14 protein-coding genes and 1 tRNA gene are annotated in these 14743 nt (G+C 62.0%); 9 read left to right on the top strand and 6 right to left on the bottom strand.

The annotated features are described in order from the left end of the window. Positions 1 to 60 precede the first annotated feature (60 nt). The 6 genes from LK03_RS09255 to hemA form a co-directional block, all read right to left on the bottom strand. Positions 61 to 588, bottom strand: coding sequence for an acyloxyacyl hydrolase (locus LK03_RS09255; protein WP_038412053.1), 528 nt, complete (start codon positions 586 to 588; stop codon positions 61 to 63). A gap of 103 nt (positions 589 to 691) precedes the next feature. Then, complete coding sequence (gene murI / locus LK03_RS09250) at positions 692 to 1489, bottom strand: glutamate racemase (protein ID WP_038412052.1); 798 nt, start codon at positions 1487 to 1489, stop codon at positions 692 to 694. Then, positions 1482 to 2237, bottom strand: a complete 756-nt coding sequence (moeB, locus tag LK03_RS09245; protein ID WP_038412051.1) for a molybdopterin-synthase adenylyltransferase MoeB — start codon at positions 2235 to 2237, stop codon at positions 1482 to 1484. Before moeB ends, murI begins: the two co-directional genes overlap by 8 nt. After that, on the bottom strand, positions 2231 to 3061 hold the full coding sequence (gene prmC / locus LK03_RS09240) for a peptide chain release factor N(5)-glutamine methyltransferase (protein ID WP_038412050.1): 831 nt from the start codon (positions 3059 to 3061) through the stop codon (positions 2231 to 2233). Before prmC ends, moeB begins: the two co-directional genes overlap by 7 nt. Next, positions 3062 to 4144 carry a peptide chain release factor 1 gene (prfA, locus tag LK03_RS09235; protein ID WP_038412049.1) on the bottom strand — a complete coding sequence of 361 codons (1083 nt, stop codon included), beginning with the start codon at positions 4142 to 4144 and terminating at the stop codon, positions 3062 to 3064. Continuing rightward, entirely contained in the window at positions 4141 to 5418 is a 1278-nt protein-coding gene (hemA, locus tag LK03_RS09230; protein WP_038412048.1) for a glutamyl-tRNA reductase, read from the bottom strand. The genes prfA and hemA overlap by 4 nt, the downstream gene beginning before the upstream one ends. Positions 5419 to 6158: 740 nt before the next feature. On the opposite strand from hemA, the gene LK03_RS09225 reads away from it, so the two are divergent. From LK03_RS09225 to ychF, 9 genes are all read left to right on the top strand, one after another. Continuing rightward, entirely contained in the window at positions 6159 to 7136 is a 978-nt protein-coding gene (locus LK03_RS09225; RefSeq protein ID WP_038412047.1) for a hypothetical protein, read from the top strand. Between the two features lie 573 nt (positions 7137 to 7709). Next, the gene (locus LK03_RS09215; RefSeq protein WP_038412045.1) at positions 7710 to 9440 is read left to right on the top strand and encodes a tetratricopeptide repeat protein; all 1731 of its coding nucleotides are present in this window, start codon (positions 7710 to 7712) and stop codon (positions 9438 to 9440) included. Between the two features lie 3 nt (positions 9441 to 9443). After that, a complete protein-coding gene (gene lolB / locus LK03_RS09210; protein ID WP_038412044.1) occupies positions 9444 to 10061 on the top strand; it encodes a lipoprotein insertase outer membrane protein LolB in 618 nt (205 codons plus the stop codon). Between the two features lie 3 nt (positions 10062 to 10064). Then, positions 10065 to 10904: a 4-(cytidine 5'-diphospho)-2-C-methyl-D-erythritol kinase gene (ispE, locus tag LK03_RS09205; protein ID WP_038412043.1), complete on the top strand. Its 840-nt coding sequence runs from the start codon at positions 10065 to 10067 to the stop codon at positions 10902 to 10904. A 34-nt stretch (positions 10905 to 10938) separates the two neighbouring features. Then, positions 10939 to 11013, top strand: a tRNA-Gln gene (locus LK03_RS09200). A 46-nt stretch (positions 11014 to 11059) separates the two neighbouring features. Further along, entirely contained in the window at positions 11060 to 12001 is a 942-nt protein-coding gene (locus LK03_RS09195) for a ribose-phosphate pyrophosphokinase (protein WP_028696334.1), read from the top strand. Positions 12002 to 12140: 139 nt separating this feature from the next. Beyond that, positions 12141 to 12740, top strand: coding sequence for a 50S ribosomal protein L25/general stress protein Ctc (locus LK03_RS09190; RefSeq protein WP_038412042.1), 600 nt, complete (start codon positions 12141 to 12143; stop codon positions 12738 to 12740). Between the two features lie 76 nt (positions 12741 to 12816). Continuing rightward, entirely contained in the window at positions 12817 to 13401 is a 585-nt protein-coding gene (gene pth, locus LK03_RS09185; protein WP_038412041.1) for an aminoacyl-tRNA hydrolase, read from the top strand. A 22-nt stretch (positions 13402 to 13423) separates the two neighbouring features. Beyond that, positions 13424 to 14524 carry a redox-regulated ATPase YchF gene (ychF, locus tag LK03_RS09180; protein WP_038412040.1) on the top strand — a complete coding sequence of 367 codons (1101 nt, stop codon included), beginning with the start codon at positions 13424 to 13426 and terminating at the stop codon, positions 14522 to 14524. The last annotated feature ends 219 nt before the right edge of the window (positions 14525 to 14743 follow it).

Below are 14743 nucleotides of genomic sequence, written 5' to 3'. Positions count from 1 at the left end.
GCCACGGATTCGACTACAAGGCTTGCGCTGCTCGGCAAGCCTTGCAGGTACGGGGGGTGATTACAGCGCCATACGGTAGTGCAGGGAATAAGCTTCGACGCCGTCGTTGGGCTGCTTTATACCGGCGTTGGAGTAGTGAATGGCGCGCACGCCCACCTCATGCCCACCGGCGAAGCGCAGGCCGAAACCGATGCGGTCTTCGAACTGGAACGACCCACCCAGATCGTTGCTCTCCAGCTTGCTGCGTGCAAATGCCGCGACACCGATGCCTGCTTCGACGTAAGGCTTGACCGATTCGCCGGCAAATTCGTAGACGAACACCGGTGCGAACGAAAGGCTGTGGTTGCTGGCGCGATCATCGCCATCCCAGAAGGTATAGGCCCCATCCCAGTACCCGGTAACGCGACCGACGCTGGTCTGCCACCAACTGGCATCCCAGTTCGACTGGACCCCCAAGCGGTAGACCATGGTGGAGTCACCGGTCTGCCCCACCGACAACGAGACGTCCGCCGCCTGCGCCGTCACCGCTTGCCCCAATGTCAAAGCAGCAATCGCCGCCAAGCCGAGCAGTTTCTTCATGAGAAACATCCTTCTTTCGATGCTGTTATTGGTGTGTGCCTCAACAGGCCGTTGTGTAGAAAACGCCACTAGTACGATAGTTCAGCTTTCAGCACGGCTTTTCACATTTTTTTTACAAGCGAAAGCTTTGCACACTGTCAGCTTTATTCCACAACAAAGGAAGGATTTTTCTCAGATTCTGCGGATCGGCACTGGTCCAGAAACAGGTGCTGCGCGCTGGCCCCTCGGCCAGCAATCCGCGCTCGTCCAGCAGGCGCTGCAGCTGCCGCGCTACCGCTGCACCGGTGTCGATGATCGTGACATCCTGCGGCACCATCGTCGCCAACAGGGGACGCAGGAAGGGGTAATGCGTGCAGCCGAGGATCAACGTGTCGCAGCCGGCTTCCAGCAATGGTTGCAGGTAATCGGCGAGCAGGCGACGTAGCGCCGGGCTGTGCAGATCACCGGCTTCGATGCACTCGACCAGGCCCGGACACGGCTGGGTGATCACCCGCACATCGCTGGCGAAGCGATCGAGCAACGCGGCGAACTTGGCGCTTTGCAAGGTGCCGGTAGTCGCCAACACCCCGACCACGCCAGAGCGGGTCGCCGCCGCAGCCGGCTTGACCGCAGGCTCCATGCCTACCAACGGCCAGTCCGGATACAGCGCACGCAGATCGGCGACTGCCGCCACCGTGGCGGTGTTGCAAGCCAGCACCATGGCCTTGGCGCCTCGCGCTTGAAAAAATGCCGCAATGTGCCGGCAACGCTGACGGATGTATTCGGGGGATTTTTCGCCATAGGGCACATGCCCACAGTCGGCTACGTAGAGCAGCGACTCGTTGGGCAATAGCTGCTGGATCTCGGCGAGGACCGACAAACCGCCCACACCGGAATCCATCACGCCGACCGGCGCTGCACGGTCACTCATGGCGGCTGGCGCATACCACACAGGCCGGGTCGCGCTTGACCCGCAATTCGCGCATGCGGCTGCTGCTGGCGTCGATCAACAGCAGTCGACCGACCAGCGGCTCGCCGAAACCTGCCAGCAGCTTGAGTGTTTCCAACGCTTGCAGACTTCCGACCATGCCGACCAACGGGCCGAGCACGCCCGCTTCGCTGCAGCTCAACTCCGCCTCGCTGCCATGACCGTACAGGCAGTGGTAGCACGGGCTAGCCGCAAGCCGTGGGTCGAACACCGACAACTGCCCCTCGAGGCGGATCGCCGCGCCGCTGACCAACGGCTTGAGCGCTGCCACGCAGGCCGCGTTGACCGCTTCGCGGGTGGCGAAGTTATCGGAACAATCGAGCACTACATCGACGGCCGCCACTGCTGCGGTCAGGGTCTGCCCTTCGAGCGCCTCGCGGTGGGCGTGCAGCGCTACATCAGGATTGATCGCCCGCAGGCGATCGATGGCCGAATCGACCTTGCTCATGCCCACGCTGGCGCTGTCATGCAGCACCTGACGCTGCAGGTTGGTCAGGTCGACGTCGTCGAAGTCGGCCAGGTGCAACTCGCCAACCCCAGCGGCGGCCAGATACAGGGCCGCCGGCGAACCTAGCCCACCCAGGCCGACCAGCAGTACCCGGCTGTTCTTGAGCCGCAACTGGCCTTCGATGTCCACCTGCGCCAGAAGAATCTGGCGGCTGTAGCGCAGCAGTTCAGCATCGCTCAACATGGCAGCCGACCCAGCGAGACGCGGGCATGACCGCCCAGATCAAGACGGCTCTCGACCTCGACGAAGCCTTGCCGGGCGAGCAGTTCGCGCACGGCCGGCGCCTGGTCATAACCATGCTCGAGCAGCAGCCAGCCTCCGGCCTGCAAGTGCTGCGGGGCCTGGGCGATGATCTGGCGCAGATCGTCGAGCCCGTCGGCGCCGGCCACCAGCGCACTGCTGGGCTCGAAGCGCACGTCGCCGCGCAGCAGGTGCGGATCGTGCTCGGGAATGTAAGGTGGATTGCTCAGGATGAGTTCGAAACGCTGACCAGCCAGGCCAGCGAACCAGTTGCTGGCCAGCACGCGGACATTGCTCAGGTCCAGCCGCTGTCGATTACGCTCGGCCAGGGCCACGGCAGCCTCGACGCGATCCACCGCAGTGACCTGCCAGGCGGGACGCTCGCTTGCCAGCGACAGGGCAATGGCCCCGGTGCCGGTGCCCAGGTCGAGCACCTGTGCCGGCGTCGCTGGCAACAGGGCAAGCGCGGTTTCCACCAGCACTTCGGTGTCCGGGCGGGGAATCAAGGTGTCGGGCGCTACTTCCAGCTCCAGGGTCCAGAACCCTTGATGGCCGAGAATGTAGGCCACCGGCTCGCCGCTGCGGCGCCGCGCCAGATACCCCTGGAAGCACTGCGCCGCTTCGCTGCTGACGATCCGCTCAGGCCAGGTGCGCAGGTAACTGCGCGACTTTCCCAGGGCCGCTGCAAGCAGCAGTTCGGCATCCAGGCGGGCACTGTCCGAAGCAGGCAACTGCGCGTCCCGCAGCAGGCTGGCGATGATGGTCATTCAGTCCCCCAGCGCGGCGAGTTGATCGGCCTGATACTCGCTGAGCAGCGGCTCGATCACCGCTTCCACGCCGCCTGCAAGCACCTCGTCGAGCGAATACAAGGTCAGGTTGATACGGTGATCGGTGACCCGGCCCTGGGGGTAGTTATAGGTGCGAATGCGCTCGGAACGGTCGCCCGAACCGACCAGCAGCTTACGCTCGCTGGCGATGGCGTTCTGCGAGGCGCTGGTCTGCATGTCATTGAGCTTGGCCGACAGCCACGACAGCGCGCGAGCACGGTTCTTGTGCTGCGAGCGTTCTTCCTGGCACTCGACCACGATGCCGGTGGGCAAGTGGGTGATGCGAATCGCCGAGTCGGTCTTGTTGATGTGCTGACCGCCGGCACCGGAGGCGCGATAGGTGTCCACGCGCAGGTCGGCCGGGTTGATTTCGATCGCCACCTGCTCGTCGGGTTCGGGCAGCACCGCCACGGTACACGCCGAGGTATGGATACGGCCCTGGCTTTCGGTTTCCGGCACGCGCTGCACGCGATGGGCGCCGGATTCGAACTTGAGTTTGGCGTAGACGCTGTCGCCCTCGACCCGGGCGATGATTTCCTTGTAGCCGCCGTGTTCCCCTTCGTTCTCCGAGAGCACTTCCAGCCGCCAGCCGCGTTTTTCCGCATAGCGCGAATACATGCGGAACAGGTCGCCGGAGAAGATCGCCGCCTCGTCGCCGCCGGTACCGGCGCGGATCTCGAGGAACACGTTGCGGTTGTCGTTGGGATCCTTGGGCAACAGCATGCGCTGCAACTGCGACTCCAGCTCGACCAGCCGCGCCTTGGCCTCACGCACCTCTTCCTGGGCCATTTCGCGCAGATCGGGGTCGGCATCCTTGAGCAGCGCCTGGGCGCCTTCGAGGTCATCCTGCACCTTGCGCCAGGCCTGATAGGCGGCGATCACCGGCTCCACCTCGGCATATTCGCGCGAATAGGTGCGGAAACGGGTCTGATCGGCGATCACTTCGCCGTCACCGAGCAAGGCGGTGAGTTCTTCGAAGCGGTCCTGGAGCGTGTCCAGTTTGTTCAGCAGCGACGCTTTCATTGCGGGGTCTTGTCCGTCGAGCCCTCAGAGAGGGCGAAGAGTTCCTGAGCCATCGCCAGCGCATCGACGCGGCCTTCGGCAGAGAGCTTTTTCAATTGCACGCTGGGCGCGTGCAGCAGTTTGTTGGTCAAGCCCCGGGCCAGCTGCGCCAGCACCTCTTCCGGGTTGGCGCCATTGGCCAGCAGGCGCTGCGCCTTGTGCAGCTCTTCGTCGCGCAGACGCTCGCTCTGCTGACGGTAGGCACGCAGCACATCGACCGCGGCCAGCTCGCGCAGGCGCGCCATGAAATCATCGGCGCCGACCGCGACCAGTTCCTCGGCAGCCTGGGCAGCCCCCTGGCGGCTCTTGAGGTTTTCCGCGACCACGTCGTGCAGGTCATCGACGGTGTACAGGTAGACATCGTCGAGCTCACCGACCTCGGGCTCGATGTCGCGCGGCACGGCGATGTCGACCATAAAGATCGGCTTGTGCCGACGCGCCTTCAGGGCACTTTCCACCGCGCCCTTGCCCAGAATCGGCAGTTGGCTGGCGGTGGAGCTGATGACGATGTCGCTGTTGGCCAACTCCTGGGGGATATCGGCCAGCAACACGGCGTGGGCGCCGAACTGCTCGGCAAGAAGGCTGGCTCGCTCCAGGGTGCGGTTGGCGACGACGATGCGCCGCACGCCTTGCTCGTGCAAGTGCCGGGCGACCAGGGTGATGGTTTCGCCGGCGCCGATCAGCAGCGCCTGGCTGCGCCCCAGGTCACTGAAGATCTGCCGCGCCAGGCTGACTGCGGCGAAGGCCACGGACACCGGGTTCTCGCCGATGGCGGTGTCGGTGCGCACCTGCTTGGCGGCGCTGAAGGTGGCCTGGAACAGCCGACCCAGCAACGGGCCGACCGTGCCGGCCTCGCGGGCCACGGCATAGGCCGATTTCATCTGGCCAAGAATCTGCGGCTCGCCGAGCACCAGCGAGTCGAGCCCGGAGGCGACGCGCATCATGTGCTTTACTGCAGCATGCTCTTCGTGCACATAGGCACTGGCGCGCAGCTCATCGAGGCTCAGACGGTGGTAGTCGGCCAGCCACAGCAGTACGTCGTCGGCCGAGAGGGTGTCCTGTTCCAGGTACAGTTCACTGCGGTTGCAGGTCGAAAGAATCGCCGCCTCGCGGCTGGCAGTGAGGCGACACAACTGCTGCAGGGCATCGACCAGCTGCTCGGGCGTGAACGCCACGCGCTCGCGTACGTCGACCGAGGCAGTCTTGTGATTGATCCCGAGTGCGAGAAAGGCCATGCGCGGTCGCTGATTGTGACGTGAAGCCGATAATTGTCCTACTTCGCAGGATTCAGAACAACCACCGTTCGCTATTGTCGCCGTGCGCAGCGGCTCAGACGGCCGACGCCGCCCCCCGAGCTACGGGGTTTATAGCAATTGCTCTCGGTGAGTGCGGTCTGAAGCCGCAGGGGGCGACCCTCGGAGCACTCATCCCCGACGCCCACACCGTGCGGCGTTTTGCGTGCAGGACCGCCGGCTCGCCCATGGGCCGTGATGCCCATCGGTGCCCGCCAAGCACATTAGGCTCTGTATGAAAAGTCCTGATACTTGGTGATCCTGCGTTGAAAACAGCCTCGGAATGCTCATTTACAGACCGTAAACTCCGCTTCCTCGGCTGTTTTTGCGGGGCCACCATCGGCCTTGTCTCCCCGGCGTCTCAGAACTTTTCACACAGAACCTACAAGCCCCTGCCTGTTGTGGATATCTTTCGAAACAACTACGCAGCAACAATTCATATTCTTGTAGTCCATTTCCCAAATGCACCTTGAGCCATTGCCGAAACTTGATCGCCCCGTATAAGTTCAAGCCCTTGACGCGAGCTGATCTCTCAGCACAGCCACATCACAGCATGAAGAAATACGCCTGCACTTCGCCCGGCCTTTGAGCAACTCGAAAACTCGACTCTATTACTGCCCTCAAGCTTTGAGTTCAGCACACGTCATCCGTGATTGGCGCACTGTGCATCTCCAAGGAAGACCATGACGCAAGCCCGTGCATTCATTAATCCGACACTGAGAAACTACCAAGCCCTCAAGTCTGAACTTGCGCTAAGCGGATACTCGATCGGAAAGTTCGACAGCGTCAACCCACATATTTACAACAGCGTCGTGCGCAGCGGTGAACTGGTCGTTCTCGGCGACGCATCGACACCCGCCTGCACGCGCGAGGAAGCCTACCTCATGGCAAAAGCTGCAGCGGTGCATGCCGAGCTGCTGCGTAGCGGAGAAGGGTTCGATGCGTTTTTCCTGAACAATTTCGAATTGCTCAAGAATCTGCTGGGCCACGCTTCGCTGGGCGCAGGTGTGGTCAGCGACGGATGGAGCCGACACCTGGATACCATCAAGCGTACCCTTCAGGAAATTCAGCACCTGCATGACGCCCATCTGAGTTCAGGCACCTTCCGAGCTCGCGACGAGTTCTACAGCAAGCGCGCCGCGCTGTTCAGGCAACTGGACTCCCAACTTGGCAGGCTGGCGGCGTTCGGCTCGGGGTTGCGTAATGGCGGCTCGATCAAACGGACCCTGGGCCTTTCCACCAAACGGTTCTTGAGCAAGGGCGAAATCGCAGGTTATGCCGACAAAGTGGCGGGCGTTAGCCGGGCGGCCAGCCTTATCAAGCGAGGCACTTATATTGGCGTTGCGCTGGAGGTGGCGAGTGCGGGCTTGTCGATTAGACAAGCGTGCCTAGAGGGTCGCGAAGAGGCGTGCAGGCGAGCACGTATCGTGGAGGGGAGCGCGCTGGTGGGCAGCCTCTCATTAGGCTCAGCGTTGGCGAAAGTTGGCGCCCTGGCCGGAACGACGATTTGTGCGGTCGTATTAGGCATTCCATCAGGCGGAACAGGCGGACTCGCCTGCGCTGTCATGGGCGGCGCTGTTGGGGGTATGGTAGGTGGAGAAGCTGGTGGCTCCGCTGGGGCGTCCATTGGTGAATTAATCTATGAACGGACCAACATGTGATGTTACTTCAAGACCTATTCATAGCTGCCTACGTTGTAATCATTGCCTCCCTCTGTATCAACTTGGCAATTACTGTTTACCTGGCTCACCGCCTTACCGAAGAGATCGAGTCACAGCTCACAAACTCCAAATTAATCATGGACAACCTGAAAATATATGCATCAAAAGGCATCGCAGGGAAAATTCATCGACTTGGGGTCATCTCGTTGGTATTTATGGCACCCCAAGTCTTCGCTCGCAAACACCTCGTAGACCTCCAAGAAATCAACCGAATTCCTATTCATACGAGAAAGCGCCTAAGCAGACTTACAATCACGTGCGCAGCACTCTGTGTTGCATTCCTTTCGTTATGGGCCTGCGTGTATTTCGCCAAGCCTTATCTGGGCATTTCACCTCCCTGACCATCACGATCGCCACGCCTTCTTCACCCAGCCCTTACGAACCCTCCCATTTACCCGCTGTCAGACCCTAGGTCGCTGCCAAGCGACAGGCCACGACCATCGTCGGTGGGTTTGCCACCGCGCTTGTGTCATCATGCCCCACACCGCCGGTCAGCCCCCTCAAGCCTTCTTTATGAATAGACGCTACGCATTGCTGCTCGCCCTCGCCCTGCTTCAGGGCTGCCAGAATCTGCCGCCGCATCACGCGGCATCCGAGCCCCAGGCGTCCGAGGCTAGCGAGCAAGAGGCACCGGCCGAACCTGTGGTGTACGGCTCGTTCAAGCCCGATACGCTCTACAGCCTGCTGGTGGCCGAGCTGGCCGGTCAGCGCAACCGTTTCGACATTGCCTTGGCCAACTACGTCGACCAGGCGCAAAAGACCCAGGATTCCGGGGTTTCCGAACGCGCCTATCGCATCGCCGAGTACCTCGGCGCCGATGAGCCGGCACTGGACACCGCACTGCTGTGGGCGCGTAACGATGGCGCAAACCTGGACGCCCAGCGCGCTGCCGCCATCCAGTTGGCACGCGCCGGGCGCTACGATGAATCCATGTCCTACATGGAAAAGGTCTTGCAGGCCAAAGGCGATACTCATTTCGACTTCCTTGCCCTATCGGCAGCCGAAACCGACCAGAGCACCCGCGATGGTCTGCTGCAGAGCTTCGACCGCCTGCTGGTCAAGCACCCGGCCAACAGCCAACTACTGTTTGGCAAGGCGCTGCTGCTGAACCAGGACGGCAAGAGCGAGCAAGCGCTGGAGCTGCTCGAATCGCACCCGGTGCAGGATGGCGAGATCGCGCCGATTCTGCTGCGTGCCCGCCTGCTGCAGACCCTCGACCGTGGCGACGAAGCCCTGCCGCTGTTGCGTGGCGCCATTCGCGACAACCCCGACGACAAGCGCCTGCGCCTGAACTACGCGCGCACCCTGGTCGAGCTCGACCGCATTCCCGAGGCCAAGAGCGAGTTCGTCAGCCTGGTCCAGCAGTACCCCGAAGACGACGAACTGCGCTATTCCCTGGCGCTGGTCAGCCTGGAAAACAAGGACTGGGACGAGGCCGAAGGCTACCTGCAAGAGCTGGTCGAACGCGACGCCAATGCCGATGCCGCGCACCTGAACCTGGGGCGTATCCGCGAAGAGCGCAACGATCCTCAGGCCGCGCTGCGCGAGTATGCGCTGGTCGGGCCAGGCCCCGATTACCTCGCCGCGCAGCTGCGCCAGGCCGATATCCTCATTGCCAATGGCCGCGCCAGCGAAGCCTCGCGCCTGCTCGCCGAGGCCCGCGAAACGCAGCCGGACTACGCCATCCAGCTGTATCTGATCGAATCGGAAAGCTACAGCAACAATGGCAAGGACGCCGAAGCCGACCAGGTGCTGCGTCAGGCCACCCAGCGCTTCCCCGACGACCTCAACCTGCTCTATAGCCGGGCCATGCTGGCTGAGAAGCGCGGCGATCTGTCGCAGATGGAAAAAGACCTGCGCGCCATTCTCGACCGCGAGCCGGAAAACGCCATGGCCCTGAACGCTCTGGGCTACACCCTGGCCGATCGCACCACGCGCTTCGAAGAAGCCAAGCGGCTGATTGAAAAAGCGCTGTCCTTGACTCCGGACGACCCGGCGGTGCTCGACAGCCTGGGCTGGGTCAACTATCGCCAGGGCAACCTCGACGAAGCCGAGCACCACCTGCGTGCAGCATACGAGCGCCTGTCCGATCCGGAAGTGGCAGCGCACCTGGGCGAAGTGCTGTGGGCCAATGGCAAGCGCCGCGAAGCACGCCAGATCTGGAGCAAGGCCCTGGCCAATCAACCCGACAGCGAGGTCCTGCGCAAAACCATTCTGCGCATGACCGGATCCGAGGTTCTCTAAGACATGTTCATGCGTCAACTCATTACCTTCTCCCTGATCGCCCTGCTCGCCGGCTGTGCCGGCACCGGCTCTCGCGAAGCCTTGCAAGGCCAGGGCAATTCCCAGCAATGGCGTGAGCACAAGGCGCAGCTCAGCAGCCTCGATGGCTGGCAGATCAACGGCAAAGTCGGCATCCGCGCCCCGCAGGATTCGGGCAGCGGCACGCTGTTCTGGCTGCAGCGGCAGGATTACTACGACATCCGCCTGGCCGGCCCGCTGGGCCGTGGCGCCGCACGCCTGACCGGGCGTCCTGGCGCAGTCGTGCTGGAAGTTGCCAACCAGGGCCGCTATGAAGCGGCCGACCCTGAAGCACTGCTGCAAGAACAACTGGGCTGGCGCCTGCCGGTGTCGCACCTGGTCTGGTGGGTGCGAGGCCTGCCGGCGCCCGACAGCAAGAGCCAGCTGACCCTCGACGGCGACAGCCGCCTGGCCAGCCTGAAGCAGGATGGCTGGCAGGTCCAATACCTCAGCTATGCCGAGCAGAACGGCTACTGGCTGCCCGAGCGCCTCAAGCTGCACGGCGAAAACATCGACGTGACCCTGGTGGTCAAGGACTGGCAGCCGCGCCAGCTGGGGCACTGATTCGTGCTAACCCTGCCTGCCCCTGCCAAGCTCAACTTGTGGTTGCACATCCTCGGTCGCCGCGACGATGGCTACCACCTGCTGGAAACCGTGTTCCAGTTCCTCGACCACGGCGACACCCTGCGCTTCGCGCTGCGTGAAGATGGCGAAATCCGCCTGCACGACGCGCTTGAATCAGTGCCGCACGACAGCAACCTGATCGTTCGCGCTGCGCGTCAATTGCAACAGCTCGCCGGCTGCCCACTGGGTGCCGACATCTGGCTCGACAAGGTGCTGCCCATGGGTGGCGGCATCGGCGGCGGCAGCTCCGACGCCGCCACCACGCTGCTCGGTCTCAATCATCTGTGGCAACTGGGTTGGGATTTCGACCGTCTGGCACAGCTGGGTCTGGGCCTGGGCGCCGATGTGCCGGTGTTCGTGCGCGGGCATGCGGCGTTCGCCGAAGGGGTCGGCGAACAGCTCACACCGGTCGATCCCCAGGAGCCCTGGTATGTCGTGCTGGTGCCGCAAGTGTCTGTCAGCACAGCGGAAATTTTTTCGCATCCGCAGTTGACACGTGATTCCCTCCCCCTTAAGATGCGCCCCGTTCCCGAGGGAAACAGTCGTAATGACTGCCAACCGGTGGTAGAGCAACGTTATCCAGAAGTTCGCAACGCGCTGATTTCATTGGGTAAATATACGGAAGCTCGATTGACCGGCACTGGAAGTTGCGTGTTTGGGGCCTTCCCAAGCAAAGCCGAAGCTGATAGAGTTCTGGCCCTTCTTTCAGAGACCCAAACAGGGTTTGTCGCTAAAGGTTGCAATGTCTCGATATTGCACCGCACGCTTCAAGACCTGCTCTAGAAGTCGAATACACAGTATTCGCAGCAACAGATACAGGGGCGTCGCCAAGCGGTAAGGCAGCAGGTTTTGATCCTGCCATGCGTTGGTTCGAATCCAGCCGCCCCTGCCATTTTCCTATTTTCATCCAGGTTACCCTCAGCCTTCAGGTACTGCGCGTGTCCAAGATGATGGTCTTCACGGGGAATGCCAACCCCGATCTGGCTCGGCGTGTCGTACGTCAGCTGCATATCCCACTGGGTGATGTTTCTGTCGGTAAGTTCTCCGACGGCGAAATCAGCACTGAGATCAATGAAAACGTTCGCGGCAAAGACGTCTTCATCATTCAGCCGACGTGTGCCCCGACCAACGATAATCTGATGGAACTGGTAGTGATGGCCGACGCCTTCCGCCGCTCCTCAGCCTCCCGAATCACCGCCGTGATTCCCTACTTCGGATACGCCCGCCAGGATCGCCGTCCGCGTTCGGCCCGTGTAGCCATCAGCGCCAAAGTCGTCGCTGACATGCTCACCGTCGTCGGCATCGACCGTGTACTCACCGTCGACCTGCACGCAGACCAGATCCAGGGCTTCTTCGATATCCCCGTCGACAACATCTACGGCTCGCCCGTACTGGTCGACGACATCGAAGACCAGCGTTTCGACAACCTGATGATCGTCTCCCCGGACATCGGTGGCGTGGTGCGTGCTCGCGCCGTCGCCAAGTCCTTGGGCGTCGATCTCGGGATCATCGACAAACGCCGTGAAAAGGCCAATCACTCCGAAGTGATGCACATCATCGGCGACGTCGAAGGTCGCACCTGCATCCTGGTAGACGACATGGTCGACACCGCCGGCACCCTGTGCCACGCGGCCAAGGCGCTGAAGGAACACGGCGCTGCCAAGGTTTACGCCTACTGCACGCACCCTGTCCTTTCCGGCCGGGCGATCGAGAACATCGAGAAGTCGGTACTCGACGAGCTGGTGGTGACCAACACCATTCCGCTGTCTGCCGCTGCTCAAGCCTGTGACCGTATCCGCCAGCTGGATATCGCACCGGTAGTTGCCGAAGCGGTTCGCCGTATCAGCAACGAAGAATCGATCAGCGCGATGTTCCGTTAAGGGCTTTGCCCTGCTGCGAAACGTCCGTTGATGAAAGCGCCCCGCCCCAACACCTTCGTTGGGGCGGGGCTTTTTTGCCCACCCCGCCTTGGCACTGGTCGCAAGTGTCACCCGGGGCTGGCTACATTGGAGAAGTAAAATGAACGAATTCACCCTGAACGCCCAAGCGCGTACTGACCTGGGGAAAGGTGCGAGCCGCCGCCTGCGTCACTCCGCCAACATCCCGGCCGTCGTTTACGGCGGTAACCAGGAAGCGCAATCCCTGACCATCGTGGCCAAGGAAATCGCCAAACTGTTCGAAAACGAAGCTGCCTACAGCCACGTTCTGGAACTGAACGTCGACGGCGCCAAGCAGAACGTCATCGTCAAGGCCATGCAGCGTCACCCGTCCAAGGGTTTCATCATGCACGCCGACTTCGTTCGCGTTGTCGCTGGCCAGAAGCTGACCGCCAAGGTTCCGGTTCACTTCATCAACGAAGAGACCACCCTGAAGAACGGCGGCGAAATCTCGCACACCGAGACCGAGCTGGAAGTGTCCTGCGAAGCTAAAGACCTGCCTGAGTTCATCGAAGTCGACCTCAATGGCGCCGAAATCGGCACCATCATCCACCTGTCGGACCTCAAGGCTCCGAAAGGCGTCGAGTTCGTGGCCCTGGCCCACGGTGACGACAAAGCCGTCGCCAACGTTCACGCCCCGCGTATCGTTGCCGAAGAAGGCGAAGAAGGCGCTGCCGAGTAATCACTCGCACGCCGGTGTTGCTCAGGGTACAGTGCCGCGCACCGTACCCTGACTACCCCAAGGAAGAGCCCCTGACGTGACCGCCATCCAGTTGATCGTCGGCCTGGGAAACCCAGGCCCCGAATACGAACAGACCCGGCATAACGCAGGGGCTCTTTTCGTTGAACGCATCGCCAGCGCCCAGCGTGTTTCACTCAACGCTGACCGCAAGTATTTTGGCCTGACGGCGAAATTCAGCCATCAGGGCCGTGATGTTCGTCTGTTGATCCCCACCACCTACATGAACCGCAGCGGCCAGTCCGTGGCGGCATTGGCCAATTTCTTCCGCATCGCGCCGGAAGCGATTCTGGTGGCCCACGACGAACTCGACCTGCCTCCAGGGGTCGCCAAGCTCAAGAAGGGCGGCGGCCACGGTGGCCACAACGGGCTGCGCGACATCATCGCGCAACTCGGCAACCAGAACGATTTCCATCGCCTGAGGCTTGGCATCGGCCACCCAGGTGACGCCAAGCTGGTGTCCAACTTCGTCCTTGGCCGCGCCCCGCGCGCCGAGCAGGACAAACTCGACACCAGCATCGATTACGCCCTCGGCGTGCTGCCGGATGTCCTCGCTGGCGACTTCGCCAAGGCGATGCGCGAGCTGCACGGCCAAAAGGCCTGACTTCCTAGAGAGGGGAATTCCCATGGGTTTCAATTGCGGCATCGTCGGCCTGCCCAACGTTGGCAAGTCCACCCTGTTCAACGCGCTGACCAAGTCCGGCATCGCCGCTGAGAACTTCCCCTTCTGCACCATCGAGCCCAACAGCGGTATCGTTCCCATGCCCGATGCGCGCCTTGCGGCACTGGCAGAAATCGTCAAGCCCAACCGCATCCTGCCCACCACCATGGAATTCGTCGACATCGCAGGGCTAGTCGCGGGCGCCTCGAAAGGTGAAGGCCTGGGCAACAAGTTCCTCGCCAACATCCGCGAGACCGACGCCATCGCCCACGTGGTGCGCTGCTTCGAAGACGAGAACGTGATTCACGTCTCCAACAGCGTCGACCCCAAGCGCGACATCGAGATCATCGACCTGGAACTGATCTTCGCCGACCTCGACAGCTGCGAGAAGCAACTGCAGAAGGTTGCGCGCAACGCCAAGGGCGGCGACAAGGAAGCCCTGGCGCAGAAGGCCATTCTCGAACAACTCATTCCGCACTTCACCGAGGGCAAGCCGGCACGCAGCCTGATGAAGCGCATGAGCGCCGACGAGAAAGCCGTGATCCGCGGCTTCCACCTGCTGACCAGCAAGCCGGTGATGTACATCGCCAACGTCGCCGAAGACGGCTTCGACAACAACCCGCACCTGGACGTGGTCAAGGCCATCGCTGAAGAAGAAGGCGCGGTGGTGGTGCCGGTGTGCAACAAGATCGAAGCGGAAATCGCCGAGCTGGACGACGGCGAAGAGAAAGACATGTTCCTCGAAGCCTTGGGCCTCGAAGAGCCTGGCCTGAACCGCGTGATCCGCGCCGGGTACGAACTGCTCAACCTGCAGACCTACTTCACTGCCGGCGTGCAGGAAGTACGTGCCTGGACCGTGCGTGTCGGTGCCACTGCCCCACAGGCCGCTGGCGTGATCCATACCGACTTCGAGAAAGGCTTCATCCGCGCCGAAGTGGTGGCCTACGACGACTTCATCCAGTTCAAGGGTGAAAGCGGCGCCAAGGAAGCCGGCAAATGGCGTCTGGAAGGCAAGGAATACATCGTCAAGGACGGTGACGTGATGCACTTCCGCTTCAACGTCTGACGTCCCCTTCAGCGTTCGGCAATGTTCGCTGGAATCGGCAGGCCCTTTGCCCAAGGGCCTGCCGCACCCGCCGCTCCGCCGACCCCGTCGTACTGCCAGCAATACGGCCGATGCTATCTGGCTCTGCTGCCCCCTCCCCGCTACGCCCCTTCCCCCTGATGCACCCTGCCAGCGCTTTTCAAGCCGGCACTCTCTCCTGCTGAAACCACTTACAGCCCG

Source organism: Pseudomonas cremoricolorata (assembly GCF_000759535.1).
Taxonomy (GTDB): domain Bacteria; phylum Pseudomonadota; class Gammaproteobacteria; order Pseudomonadales; family Pseudomonadaceae; genus Aquipseudomonas; species Aquipseudomonas cremoricolorata_A.
This window is presented reverse-complemented; position numbering and strand designations above follow the sequence as displayed.